Here is a 13,000-nt window from a genome sequence, read left to right on the forward strand (position 1 = left end):
TGAATGTGTCGGGGGCTCAACGCCGTTCCGAGGAGATCCCATGAACCAACGCAGGACCCTGCGTGCGACGGTCGCGTTGCTCGCACCGCTCGCACTGCTCGCCGGTTTCGCACCCGCCGCGAGCGCAGCGGCGGACACCGACACCCGAGGACTGTGGACCGTCAGCACCCGCGGAGACACCGTGCTGCTGAAGTTGATCTATACCTCTCCACCGGACGAGGACTACCCCTTCATCTGCGTCGCGGCGCTCGGCACCGGCGAGTCCGGAACCGCGGAGATCTTCGGAGCGAACTACCAGACCATCGAATTCACGGGGATCGCCGCGGGGCCCAATATCGCGACCGCCAGTTGCGAGGACAACGACGGGGAGCTGCGGCCGGTGGGCGCGATCGAATTCGACCTGCCCGGCCCACCGACCCTCCACTACGTCGCGACCGAGTCCTTCTGGTTCGACGACGCAGACGACTGAGCGTCACATCTTCGCGTCGCGGGCCATGACGAAGCTGTAGAGGCCGTAGACCGCGATACCGAGGCCCATGAGGATCAGCAGCACCGTGCCGAAAGGCTGCGAGCCCAACGTCTTCAGCGCGCCGTCGAGCCCCGCTGCCTTCTGTGGGTCGGCCTGGAAGACCGCGACGATCACCAGCACACCGACGAGGCCGAGCGCGAGCCCCTTCGCGACGTACCCGACGAGACCGAGGCGTTTCACGAACGTACTCGGGTGGCTCTTCAGGTCGTCGACGAAGTTCTTCGACGCGCCCTTGTAGACGTGGTAGGCGCCCACCCCGAGGATGACGAGTCCCGCGACGACGAGGACGAACTTGCCGCCGCCGGACTGCAGCAGCTTCGCCGTCAGTCCCGCGTTCTGTTCACCGCTGGACTTGCCGCTGCCGCGGGCGAACCCGAACGCGGTGTACGCGAAGGCGAGGTAGACGACACCGACGCAGGCGGCCTTGAAACGGTCGAACGCCTTGTCCTTCATGTCGGTGCCGGGCTGTTCCGGCTCGGACGCCTTGCCGAAGGTCGCCTCGGCGAACCGCCACAGGCCCATCATCACGAAGACGACGACGGCGATCCACAACGCGATCTTCCCGCCGGGCTGCTCGCCCAGCTCCGCCATCGCACCGGACTGCGATGCCTCCTGCTCGCTGCGGCCGAACGCGACGCGGATCGCGAGGTAGCCGATGAGCAGGTGCACGATGCCACTGCCGACGTAGCCGGCACGGGCGAACTTCTCGAACACACCGTTCTGCGCGACGCGCTCGGCGGATGACGCCGCGCCACGCGACGCCGGGGCCTGACGGTTCACTCTCGTCTCCTCATCGGTCGGGACTGTCCCCTCGCGCTGTATTCCCGACACCGCGGACCACAAACGCGAACCGGCTCCTGTGGGTAGATTGGCGTCAGGTTCGAAACGCCGTCGATCGGAGGCGCACCGTGCGGATCGTCGAGGATGCTGTCGCCCTGGCCCGCCGGTGGGTGGAGGAATCGTCGGAGGTCGCACCCGACCGTGCGGCCCGCCGGCTCGCCGACGTCCTGAAGGACCCCCACGGACTCGAGTTCACGGTGCGCTTCGTCGACGAGGTCATCCGCCCCGAGGATCCGGCGACCGCAGCGCACGCCCTGGCCGAATTGTCCCGGAACATACCGGATTTCCTTCCCGTCCATCTCCGCGCGGCCGTGCGGGCGGGCGGCACGATCGGTCCCCGATTCCCCCACCTCGTCGTCCCTGCCGCGCGGCGCGCGCTCCGGGCGATGGTGGGTCACCTCGTCGTCGACACCGACGATGCCGCGCTGGGCCGGGCCATCGCACGACTGCAACGACCCGGCATCCGGCTCAACCTCAATCTGCTGGGAGAGGCCGTCCTCGGCGACGACGAGGCCCGCCGCCGTTTCGAGGGCACCCTCGCACTCCTGGCACGCGACGACGTCGACTACGTCTCGCTCAAGGTCTCGGCGGCCGTCGCGCCACACTCGCCGTGGGCCTTCGACGAGACCGTCGCGGACATCGTCGAGCGGCTCACCCCGCTGTACCGCCTCGCCGCGACCTCACCGACGCCGAAATTCGTCAACCTCGACATGGAGGAGTACCACGACCTGGATGTGACGGTCGCGGCGTTCACGACGCTGCTCGACCGTCCCGAGTTCCTCCGTCTCGAGGCCGGGATCGTGCTGCAGGCGTATCTACCCGACGCCCTGACCGCCATGATCGAACTGCAGCGGTGGGCGGCGGCGCGACGCGCACGCGGCGGCGCCGCGATCAAGATCCGGGTGGTCAAGGGTGCCAACCTGCCGATGGAACGAGTCGACGCGTCGTTGCACGGGTGGCCGCTCGCGACGTGGAACACCAAGCAGGAGACCGACACGAACTACAAGCGGCTGCTGCACTACGCGTTCACACCCGAGCGGATCGAGAACGTACGGATCGGGGTGGCCGGGCACAACCTCTTCGACATCGCCTACGCGTGGGAGCTCGCCGGTCGCCGGCACGTGCGGAACGGGATCGACGTCGAGATGCTGCTCGGCATGGCGCAGAGCCAGGCCGAGGTGATCCGTCGACACGTCGGCAGCCTGCTGCTCTACACGCCCGTCGTCCGCCCCGACGAGTTCGACGTCGCGATCTCGTATCTGGTGCGTCGACTCGACGAGGGTTCGGGGCAGGAGAACTTCATGTCGGCGGTGTTCGATCTCGCCGACGACCCCGCCCTGTTCGAACGCGAGGAGCAGCGGTTCCGCGCGTCGGTGGCGGCGCTCGACGAGGGCGTCCCCTCCCCCAACCGCACGCAGAACCGACAGGAGCCGCCCATCCCGGCGCCGGAGGTGTTCACGAACACGCCGGACACCGATCCGTCCCTGCCGCAGAACCGGGAGTGGGGTCGCCGCATCCTCGAGCGGGTGCCGTCGTCGAAGCTCGGCATCGACACCGTGCGTGCGCACACCCTCTCCTCCGAGGAACAACTCGAGCGCATGCTGGTCGACGCGACGGCGGCCGGTCGCGCCTGGGGTGCCCGCAGCGGTGCCGAGCGCGCACGGATCCTCGAACAGGTGGCCGACGTGCTCGAAGCGCGTCGCGCCGATCTGCTCGAGGTGATGGCGGCCGAGGGCGGTAAGACCCTCGACCAGTCCGATCCGGAGGTCTCGGAAGCGATCGACTTCGCCCGGTACTACGCCGAGCGCGCCCGCGCGCTCGACGCGATCGACGGTGCGCGGTTCGTGCCGTCGACCCTCACGGTCGTCACACCGCCCTGGAACTTCCCGGTCGCGATCCCGGCAGGGTCGACGCTCGGGGCGCTGGCTTCCGGTTCGGCGGTGGTCCTCAAACCCGCGACGCTCACGGCGCGGTGCGGGTCGGTGCTCGCCGAGGCGATGTGGGATGCCGGCGTGCCCCGCGACGTCCTGCACCTCGTCCATGCCGACGAACGATCGCTGGGCACGAAGCTCGTCTCCGACCCCCGCGTCGACCGGGTGGTGCTCACCGGTGCCTACGAGACCGCCGAACTGTTCCGTTCGCTGCGTCCGGGGATGCGGCTGCTGGCCGAGACGAGCGGCAAGAACGCGATCGTCGTGACGCCGAGCGCCGATCCGGATCTGGCGGTGCGCGACGTCGTGCAGTCGGCGTTCGGGCATGCCGGACAGAAGTGCTCGGCGTCGTCGCTCGTGATCCTCGTCGGCTCCGTCGCGCGCTCCCGTCGGTTCCGCGACCAGCTCGTCGACGCGGTGCGGTCGCTACCGGTCGGTCCTGCGCACGATCCGCGAACCCGTATGGGACCGTTGATCGAACCGGCTCGGGGCAAGCTGCTCACCGCGCTCACCGAACTCGAGGACGGCGAGTCGTGGCTCGTCGAACCGCGACGGCTCGACGAGGAGGGCCGGCTGTGGACGCCCGGCGTGCGCACCGGGGTGCCACGCGGGTCGCGCACGCATCTCGTCGAGTTCTTCGGTCCGGTACTGGGGGTGATGACCGCCGCCGATCTGGACGAGGCGATCGCGATCCAGAACGAGGTGGACTACGGACTCACGGCGGGTCTGCACTCGCTGGATTCGGACGAGATCGCCCGCTGGCTCGATCGGATGGAGGCCGGGAATCTGTACGTGAATCGCGGTATCACCGGTGCCATCGTGCGACGGCAGCCGTTCGGCGGTTGGAAGAAGTCGTCGGTAGGAGCCGGCTTCAAGGCGGGCGGGCCGAACTATCTCTTCGGCTTCGGTTCCTGGGAACCCTGCGTCCGGGACGAGGACGCGCTGCGCCGGGCGTTCGAGGACGACGAGCGAGCATGGACGTCGGAATTCGCTGTGGCACACGATGTCACAGGACTCTCGGCAGAGCGGAACCTGTTCCGGTACCGGCCCGTTCGCACACACGTACGCCTCGGTGAGGCGGGGCGGCCCGACGAACTCGTGCGCGTACTCGGTGCCGCAGCCCGAGCGGGCGCGCCGGTGGAAATCTCTTCGGCTTTCGCCGTCGATCTCGTAAGATGCTCGATTACAGCACGTTTCGACGGTCGCGTGCGCGTGGAGAGTGATGCGGAATGGGAGGAACGGATCGTCGACGTGGCCCCGGCGCGGGTCCGTCTGATCGGTGCAGCGCCGCCCGCCGAATGGAACGCCCGATGCGACATTGCGGTGTTCGACCATCCGGTGACCGGATCCGGACGAATCGAAATGCTGCCGTTCCTGGCCGAACAGTCCGTCACGATCACCGCTCATCGATTCGGCACACCGAACCGGCTCACCGACGAGATCATCTGAAAACAAACCCCGAAGCGGTTCTGCCGAAGGCCCTGTGAACCCCGACACTGTGAGGTGGAATAGGAAAATGGATATCGCCACGACACCCCCGACCGAACGTCGCAAGCGCGCACTCGCCGCGGTGAAAGAACTGGGCCCCCAACGCACCGAGAAGGCCGTCGTCAAGGTGCGCTGCCCCAAGGGACACACCCTCGCCGCGGTCTACAAGACTTCCGAGGGACAGGTGGTGGTCTCCCGCAGTGGCCCGGGTGGACGCGGCAACCGCGATCGCGAAGCCACCCCGCACAACGGCACATCACTCAATTCGGAATTCGTGGACACCCTCGAGGCAACCCAGTTCGAGGACGACGAAATCCCCTCGGGCTGCGCGTGCGGTCCGCGAACGCTCTCGCGGAAGAAGATGCAGGACGCCGTCGCATCTCACGAACACGTCGTCAACCTGACCTGATCCCTCACAGACCGAACCGCAACTGCACCCGGAACACGTCGAGCACCTCGTCGACCCAACCCAGGATCGACAGCGTCGAATCGATGTTCTGCGGTGGCGTGCACACCAGGGTGTCGTGCCGGATCAGCCGATCGAAATCCACGGCGACAGGACCGTTTCGCACCGTTCCGTTCGGCGATCGGAATTCGACGCCGGCACGCACCATCACGTCGATGATCTCCTGCGCGAGGATCCCGTAGGCGACCGTCGTCGGGTGCACACCGTCGAGGGAGAACAACCCTCCACTGTCGCGACCGCCGTGACCGTCCGCCGACAGGAAACGTGTGTCGGGCACCGGATCGAGTGCGGCGAGCGCCGGCGGTAGCGGGTACGGCTGCCACCATGCGGGTCGCGCATCGAGGTCGTCGACGTAGCGGCGGGCGGCCAGGCGGTCGAGGATGCCCGCGGTGTCGAGCAGATACCAATCCAGTCCCGCGCGACGCGCATCGGCGACCGCCTGGGTGATCGTCTCGTCGAACAGATCGATCGCGGCGTCGACCATGCGGGCCTGCGCACCGGTGATGTGTTCGTCGCGGCTCGCGTCGAAGCGGCGCGCGTCCACCCACGGCCGGGTGTAGTAGGGGAAGTACGGGGAGCCGTTCTTCGTCCCGATTCCCCGGGCGATGGGGGCGATGGTGACATGCGGAACGGTGCACAGCACCACGTGCCGCGCGCCGATGTTCCGGAGCTTCGCGACGACCTCCGCGAACTCGCTGTCGAAATGCTCGGGTCGCCAGATCGTGTAGGCCTGTTTCGCGTCGAGGTCGCGGAAGTCGTCGCCGCTCCACACGACGCGCAGTTCGGTGATGGTCCGCAGTGCATTGTTGGAACCGAGGAAAACGACGAGGGTCTCGATGCCCGCATCGGTGTCCTCGTCATGCTCGGCACCGAGTTCGGTGGCGACGTCGAACAGCGTCATCTCGCGACGCCGGTCGTCGGCGTTGGGGTAGACGTACAGCGCCGCCCGCTCCCCGTTGTTCTCGACGAGCTGCCGCACGAGATCGTCGCGGGGTGTGGCGATGCGGTCGGCGCAGTCGCGGGCGGTCTTCTGCAGCGCGTCGCGCAGATCCCAGCCGAAGCACGACAGGTTGTGGAGATATCCGACGAGCGGTGGTGTCGCACCGGGTCCGCGTTCCCAGTAGTCCTCGACCTCGTCCATGAAACCCTGCGCGGTGAACAGTGCGGTCGGCAGTTCCCATGGTTCGAGCGTGGATCCGTGCCGCTGCTCGATCCGGCGCAGCAGCACTTCGACGTTCAGCGGCAGTCCGCCCGGCCCGCCGAAGCGCGGGTACCGCAGGTCGGCGCCGAGCTCATGGGCGACGATCGCCGGGACGGAGACGTCGGTGTTGTAGATCGCGCCGCTCTGGAAGCCCTGCAGCAGGGAATCGCCGAGAGCCACCAATCGATGTGGTGGAGTGCCGCGGAAGGACCGGGGAACGTCGATGCCGAGCGTCGGGTCGAACACCGGCACCCGCGGCGGTTCGGCGGCACGGGCCACGACCGTGTCCGGTGTGCCGTCCGGGATCTCGTCGGCCGTCATCACGCCTCCTCAGCCCCCTCATCGAGGGTAGGCAGACAGCAACGTCGTGGTGGCCGGATCCGGCACCTCGTCGACGGCGAAGCCTGTCCGGGCCGGCGCGTACCTTCGGAGCATGAGCGACGCCGACTTCGCCCACACCGATCGCGCCGAGAAGAACCGGCGAGACAAGGCCGTGACCCTGGCCCGGTATGCATGGAACCGCGGCATCTCGGGAGCCGAACTGCTCGCCATGACCGACGAGACGCGACGCAAACTGGCACGGGCAGCGGATGCACATCCGCCGCGCACGATGGAGACCTGGGAACTCGCCGCGAGATTGATGGACGAGAAGACGGCGTGGGCGCAGAAGCACCCCGACCATCCTGCAGCGGTCCGCACCGACGAGGACGAGAAGATCATGTGGGTCAAACCGCCCGTGCGGTCCTGGTTCGAGTGACCGGGAGGAAATCGCCTTGCAGCAGAAGTTACCGAGTGCAACAATTCTCGATCGCCTCACTCCTGTGCAGGCCACCTTCACGTAACAGCTCGATATTCCTATTCCGACAGGAACACCGTGACCACCACTTCGGAACCACTGGTTCTCACCCAGCGACGGATCTGGATCATCTTCTCCGCGCTCATCGCGGGCATGATGCTCGCGAGCCTGGACCAGACGATCGTCTCAACCGCCATGCCCACGATCGTCGGGCAGCTCGGCGGCGTCGAACACCAGGCGTGGATCACCACCGCCTACCTGCTCGCGGTGACCATCGTGATGCCGATCTACGGCAAGTTCGGCGACGTCTTCGGGCGCCGGCACCTGTTCCTCATCGCGATCGGCGTGTTCACCCTCGCGTCCGCGGCGTGCTCGATGACCGACGACTTCTGGACGTTCGTCGTCTTCCGCGCGATCCAGGGCTTCGGCGGCGGCGGTCTGATGATCCTGTCGCAGGCGATCATCGCCGATATCGTGCCCGCGAGCGAACGCGGTAAGTACATGGGCCCGCTCGGTGCGATCTTCGGCCTGTCGGCCGTCGGCGGCCCGTTGCTGGGCGGCTTCTTCGTCGACCATCTGACGTGGGAGTGGTGCTTCTACATCAACATCCCGGTCGGGATCATCGCGTTCGTGATCACCTGGATCGCACTGCGCCTGCCGTCGAAGAAGCCCACGAAGCGGATCGACGTCCTCGGCGTGCTCACGCTGTCGCTGGCCACGACCTGCCTGATCTTCTTCACCGACTTCGGCGGCGACGCCGACCGCGGCTGGGACGATCCGCTGACGTGGGCGTTCGGCGCGGGTCTCGTGGTGTTCGTGTGCCTGTTCGTGCTCGTCGAGTCGCGCGCGCAGGACCCGATCATCCCGCTGTCGCTGTTCCGCAACTCGATCTTCGTCAACGCCACCGCCATCGGCTTCGTCCTCGGTCTCGGCATGTTCGCCGCGATCGCCTTCATGCCGACCTTCCTGCAGATGTCGTCGGGCACCTCGGCCGCGGTCTCGGGCCTGTTGCTGCTGCCGATGATGGCCGGTCTGATGATCACCTCGATCGGCTCAGGTCTGGCCATCACCAAGACCCAGCGCTACAAGATCTATCCGATCGCGGGTTCGCTGATCACCGCGGCGGGCATGCTGTGGCTGACCACGCTCGAGGGCGACACCCCGCTGTGGGTGATCTGCTCGATGCTGTTCGCCTTCGGTCTGGGTCTCGGCCTGATCATGCAGGTCGTCATCCTGATCGTGCAGAACGCCGTGCCCGCCGACGAGATCGGCACCGCGACGAGCTCGAACAACTACTTCCGCGAGGTCGGTGCGGCGCTCGGTGTGGCGATCTTCGGCACGATCTTCACCAACCGCCTGTCGGAGAAGCTCGTCGAGGTCTTCACCGCGGCCGGCGCGACGCCGGAGCAGGCCGGCCAGGCCACCGCGACCGTCGATCCGGCAGCGATGAAACTCCTGCCCGATCCCGTCCGCGAAGGTGTCATCGACGCCTACGCCGACTCGCTGGCACCGGTCTTCTGGTACCTCATCCCGTTCCTGCTCATCGCGTTCGTCCTCGCGTGCTTCATCAAGGAGATCCCGCTCTCCGACGAAGCACTCATGGTCGCGCGTGGCGAGGCCGTCGCCGACCCGTCGAAGACGGCGAAGGACGACGCCGTCGTGGTCGTCGAGGGAACCGAGGCCGGCGCGGACACTGCAGACAGCGGTTCGAAGCGGCCGTGATCGAATAGGTCCGGTCATCGGACGAGGGAACGGAGACGGCACGTGGGACGAACGATCACACCGGTTCGCGTCAAGGACGTGGTGATCGGTGAAGGCGCACCCACGATCGTCGTCCCCGTCACCGGCCGCACCCCCGAGGTGCTGCGCGAACAGATCGCGGCCGTCGCCGATCGGGCCGACGTCGTCGAATGGCGCGTGGACTTCTTCCACACCGTCGACGATGTCGCCTCGGTGGACGCGCAGGCCGGCGCCCTGGCCGAGCAGTTGCAGGGCACTCCCCTGCTCGCGACCTGCCGCACCGCGAACGAGGGCGGGGAGATCGCGATCGACGACGAGGCGTACGCCGATCTGACGGTCGCGCTCGCCGAGAGCGGCGCGGTGGATCTGGTGGACGTCGAGTACCGCCGCGACCGTGCCGCCGTCGAGCGGATCGTCGCGGCGGCGCACGCACGCGGTGTCGCGGTGGTGGCGTCGAACCACGACTTCGACGCCACTCCGCCGAAGGACGAGATCGTCGCGCGGCTGTGCGAAATGCAGGAGCTCGGCGCCGACATCTGCAAGATCGCCGTCATGCCGCGGTCGACGACCGACGTGCTCACGCTGCTCGACGCGACCCGCACCATGCACGAGGATCACGCCGACCGCCCGTTGATCACCATGTCGATGGGCGGTCTCGGCGTGGTGTCGCGGATCGCCGGTCAGGTCTTCGGGTCGGCCGCGACGTTCGGGATGGTCGGCACCGCCTCGGCGCCCGGTCAGGTCGCCGCCGAGGAACTGCGCTCGGTGCTCGGCCTCATCGACCGCGCCCTCTGATCACCACACGGCGGCGAGAGCGAGCCCGGCGGCCGCCGCGACGAGCGTGGTCGCGAGCGTGCCGAACGCGATCGCCGCGGCGGCGGCGTAGCGGCGCGCCACGATCAGACGAACGGAGTCGACGCTGGTCGTGCTGAAGGTCGTGTAGCCACCACAGAAACCGACTCCCGCGATCGTGAGCATCGCCGTGGGGGCGTCGTGGAACAGCACCGCACCGGCCAGTATCCCCAGCAGCAGCGAACCGGTGACGTTGATCAGCACCGTCGGCCACGGCAGGGACGACCCGGAACGGGCACGCAGAGCGCTGTCGACGACGAAGCGGACGACCGCGCCGAGGCTGCCCGCCAGCGCCACCCACACCGCGATCATCGCCGTGCCCCTCGGCGATTCCCGAACCACGCGCCCAGCGCGACACCGACGCCGGTCGCGAGAAGGCCGACGAGCACGGTGCCCAGCGCGTAGGTCGCCGCGGCGAGCGGATGCCCGTCGCGCAGCAGCAGGTCGGTGTCGACGGCGAGCGCGCTGTAGGTGGTGAACGAGCCCAGCGCACCGGTACCCACTCCGAGCCGGGCCGCCTGCCGCCAGGAGGTGTCGGGGCCGATACGGATCAGTGCCTCGAGCAGGAAGCCGAGCAGCAGTGCACCGAGGACGTTGATCGCGAAGGTCGTGACCGGCCAGCCCCCGGACTCGACGGGCAACCACCGGCCGAGGCCGTAGCGGGCACTCGTCCCGAGCAGGCCGCCCACGGCGACCGCCGCCAGCGCCGACGGTCGCAGGTGCAGCGCTCTCGGCAGCGGGCGTTCGCTCCCGGTCAGTCCTGGTCCCACAACCCCAGAACAGTAGTGAGGATCTCCTCCGACGCCCCGAGACCCCCGAGATGACTTTCGCCGGGCAGGTGGTGGAACTGGGCGTCGGGCAGCAGGTCCACCATGTGCAGGCCGTGTTCGATCGGGATGATGTGGTCGGTGTCGCCGTGCCACCACCGCACGGGAACCTTCACGTCGGAGACGCGGAAACCCCAGTCGCGGGTGAACACGACGATGTCGGAGAACGGCGCGGAGATCTGACGTCGGCTGCCGTTGAGCAGGTCGTCGAGGAACATCGCCTTGAACTCGGGACGGGCGAGCAGGCGGCGGTCGGCCTCGGGTGAGAGCCGCCCGTACAGGTCGATGATCGGCGACGCGAACGGGCGCACCACGCGGATCGCCGCGCTCACCGCCACACCGATCGGGACGCCCGCGGTCTGCAGCGCCGGCGCGACGAAGGCGCCCAGCTTCATCAGGTTGCTGTCGATCGCCTCGGGACCGGCCACCGGGGCCACACCGCCGAGGACCGCGGCCGCGACGACCCGTTCACGCAGCGCATAGGCCGCCGCGAGGGTGTAGGGGCCGCCGCCGGACAGTCCGACGATAGCCATGCGGTCGACCCCGAGGGTGTCGGCGACGATGCGCAGATCGTCGCTGAAGGCGAGGACGTTCTCGTAGATGTGCGGCGTCGACGACCCGATCCCCGGACGGTCGATCCCGATGAGGCGGATGTGGTTCCGTTCGGCGAAGGCGCGGGCCTCGATGGGAACCTGGCGACGCGCACCCGGTGTGCCGTGCAGCCAGAACACCGTGCGGCCCTGGGCCGACCCGAACTCGGCGAAACCGAGCCGGCGGCCCTCCCCGACCGCGACGGTGCCTTCGAGCTTGGGGCGTTCGACGTCCATGGCGCCAGCATGGCACGCACCCGCACGCCCGACCAGCAACCGTCCCGTGGGACGAATCGACGCAACCGAGATGTGATGCACGCTACATTGGATCTGACAACAGTCAGCGTCAGATTCCGACCACCCGGAGATGCGCCCGTGACGAAGATGCTTGCTCCCCCACCTCCAGGCCTCGCTCCCGTCCCGGGCGACAGCGGCCTCCCCTACGTCGGCTACGCGCTGAAGTACATGCGCGATCCCATTGCGGCATATACGCATCGGTACCACGAGCACGGTCCGGTCTCGTGGTTCCGCTTCGCCGGCCGGCCCTGGGTGGTGCTGCTCGGACCCGACGCCGTCGGCGCGGCCCTGCAGAACCGCGACCGCGCGCTGCTGAACGGACCGGGCTGGCGTGCCCTGATCGGGCCGTTCTTCGACCGTGGACTCATGCTGCTCGACGGCGACGAGCACACCGCGCACCGTCGCATCATGTCGCAGGCCTTCACCCGCGACCGGCTGTCCCTCTACACCGACCGCATGCACCCGTCGATCGAACGGACCCTCGACGGATGGACGCCGCGCGACGACTTCCGCGTGTACCCGGCACTCAAGGAACTGACCCTGGGCCTCGCGACGGAGATCTTCATGGGCGGCGCCGAAGGGTCGTCCGACCGCGAGATGGACGAGGTGAACCGGGCTTTCATCGGATGTGTGCAGGCGGCCACCGCCATCGTGCGTTACCCGCTGCCGGGCACGCGGTGGCGTCGCGGCATCGTGGGACGGGCACGCCTCGAGAAGTTCTTCCGGCACTACCTCCCCGCGCGTCGCGCAGGGGACGGCGACGACATCTTCTCGGTGTTCTGCCACGTCGAATCCGAAGAAGGCGAACGGTTCTCGGACGACGACGTGGTCAATCACATGATCTTCCTGATGATGGCCGCGCACGACACCTCGACGATCACACTGTCGACGGCGATGCAGTATCTCGGCCAGTTCCCCGAATGGCAGCAACGCTGCCGCGAGGAGTCCGACGCGCTCGGCACCACCACGCCGAGTTTCGACCGACTCGACGAATCGACCTCGCTGGATCTGGTGATCAAGGAATGCCAGCGGCTCGTGACGCCGGTGCCGGGTGTCGTGCGACGCGCGGCGAAGGACACCGAGATCCTCGGCCACTTCGTCCCGAAGGGGACCCTCCTCAATCTGGGGATGCACTTCTCCCATCACATGCCCGAATTGTGGCCCGACCCGGAACGTTTCGATCCCGAGCGGTTCTCGCCGGAGCGCCGCGAGGACAAGGTGCACAAGTACGCATGGGCGCCCTTCGGCGGTGGCGCGCATCGGTGCCTGGGCATGCACTTCTCGGGAGCCGAGATCAAGACGGTGCTGCACCATCTGCTGTTGCGTTTCCGCTGGCACGTGCCGGCCGACTACGTCGCGCCGATGAACTTCACGTCGTTGCCGTTCCCGAACGACGGGGGTCCGATCCACCTCCTTCCGAGGTGATCAGGGCGTAGAAAGAAG

The 13,000-nt window shown here is 67.9% G+C and carries 12 protein-coding genes; 7 read left to right on the plus strand and 5 right to left on the minus strand.

What is annotated here, in order from left to right; translation table 11 throughout:
- Positions 1-40 precede the first annotated feature (40 nt).
- Positions 41-469 (plus strand): hypothetical protein, encoded by a 429-nt coding sequence (locus C6Y44_RS21160; protein ID WP_192378583.1) that lies wholly within the window; start codon positions 41-43, stop codon positions 467-469.
- A 3-nt stretch (positions 470-472) separates the two neighbouring features.
- Here the strand turns inward: C6Y44_RS21160 and C6Y44_RS21165 are convergent, their stop codons facing one another.
- Complete coding sequence (locus tag C6Y44_RS21165) at positions 473-1,309, minus strand: DUF1206 domain-containing protein (RefSeq protein ID WP_159417523.1); 837 nt, start codon at positions 1,307-1,309, stop codon at positions 473-475.
- A 128-nt stretch (positions 1,310-1,437) separates the two neighbouring features.
- On the opposite strand from C6Y44_RS21165, the gene C6Y44_RS21170 reads away from it, so the two are divergent.
- Both C6Y44_RS21170 and C6Y44_RS21175 read left to right on the plus strand, forming a co-directional pair.
- Complete coding sequence (locus tag C6Y44_RS21170; protein ID WP_192378584.1) at positions 1,438-4,749, plus strand: bifunctional proline dehydrogenase/L-glutamate gamma-semialdehyde dehydrogenase; 3,312 nt, start codon at positions 1,438-1,440, stop codon at positions 4,747-4,749.
- A gap of 67 nt (positions 4,750-4,816) precedes the next feature.
- Positions 4,817-5,197: a hypothetical protein gene (locus C6Y44_RS21175; RefSeq protein ID WP_120280354.1), complete on the plus strand. Its 381-nt coding sequence runs from the start codon at positions 4,817-4,819 to the stop codon at positions 5,195-5,197.
- A gap of 4 nt (positions 5,198-5,201) precedes the next feature.
- Here the strand turns inward: C6Y44_RS21175 and C6Y44_RS21180 are convergent, their stop codons facing one another.
- Positions 5,202-6,776: an SGNH/GDSL hydrolase family protein gene (locus C6Y44_RS21180; protein WP_159417521.1), complete on the minus strand. Its 1,575-nt coding sequence runs from the start codon at positions 6,774-6,776 to the stop codon at positions 5,202-5,204.
- Between the two features lie 112 nt (positions 6,777-6,888).
- On the opposite strand from C6Y44_RS21180, the gene C6Y44_RS21185 reads away from it, so the two are divergent.
- The 3 genes from C6Y44_RS21185 to aroD all read left to right on the plus strand — a co-directional run bounded on the left by C6Y44_RS21185 (position 6,889) and on the right by aroD (position 9,786).
- A complete protein-coding gene (locus C6Y44_RS21185) occupies positions 6,889-7,212 on the plus strand; it encodes a hypothetical protein (protein ID WP_024102029.1) in 324 nt (107 codons plus the stop codon).
- Between the two features lie 117 nt (positions 7,213-7,329).
- Positions 7,330-8,973, plus strand: a complete 1,644-nt coding sequence (locus C6Y44_RS21190) for an MDR family MFS transporter (RefSeq protein ID WP_159417520.1) — start codon at positions 7,330-7,332, stop codon at positions 8,971-8,973.
- A 42-nt stretch (positions 8,974-9,015) separates the two neighbouring features.
- Positions 9,016-9,786 (plus strand): type I 3-dehydroquinate dehydratase, encoded by a 771-nt coding sequence (gene aroD / locus C6Y44_RS21195; protein ID WP_159417519.1) that lies wholly within the window; start codon positions 9,016-9,018, stop codon positions 9,784-9,786.
- Here the strand turns inward: aroD and C6Y44_RS21200 are convergent, their stop codons facing one another.
- The 3 genes from C6Y44_RS21200 to C6Y44_RS21210 are packed head-to-tail and all read right to left on the minus strand — an operon-like array spanning position 9,787 to position 11,497.
- Positions 9,787-10,155 (minus strand): fluoride efflux transporter FluC, encoded by a 369-nt coding sequence (locus tag C6Y44_RS21200; protein WP_159417518.1) that lies wholly within the window; start codon positions 10,153-10,155, stop codon positions 9,787-9,789.
- Entirely contained in the window at positions 10,152-10,613 is a 462-nt protein-coding gene (locus C6Y44_RS21205) for a fluoride efflux transporter FluC (protein WP_159417517.1), read from the minus strand. The genes C6Y44_RS21200 and C6Y44_RS21205 overlap by 4 nt, the downstream gene beginning before the upstream one ends.
- Positions 10,598-11,497: an alpha/beta fold hydrolase gene (locus tag C6Y44_RS21210; RefSeq protein ID WP_120280360.1), complete on the minus strand. Its 900-nt coding sequence runs from the start codon at positions 11,495-11,497 to the stop codon at positions 10,598-10,600. The genes C6Y44_RS21205 and C6Y44_RS21210 overlap by 16 nt, the downstream gene beginning before the upstream one ends.
- 138 nt (positions 11,498-11,635) lie before the next feature.
- Here C6Y44_RS21210 and C6Y44_RS21215 point away from each other — a divergent pair, with 138 nt between their 5' ends.
- On the plus strand, positions 11,636-12,982 hold the full coding sequence (locus C6Y44_RS21215; protein ID WP_159417516.1) for a cytochrome P450: 1,347 nt from the start codon (positions 11,636-11,638) through the stop codon (positions 12,980-12,982).
- Positions 12,983-13,000 lie beyond the last annotated feature (18 nt).

Source organism: Rhodococcus rhodochrous, assembly GCF_014854695.1.
Classification (GTDB): Bacteria; Actinomycetota; Actinomycetes; order Mycobacteriales; family Mycobacteriaceae; genus Rhodococcus.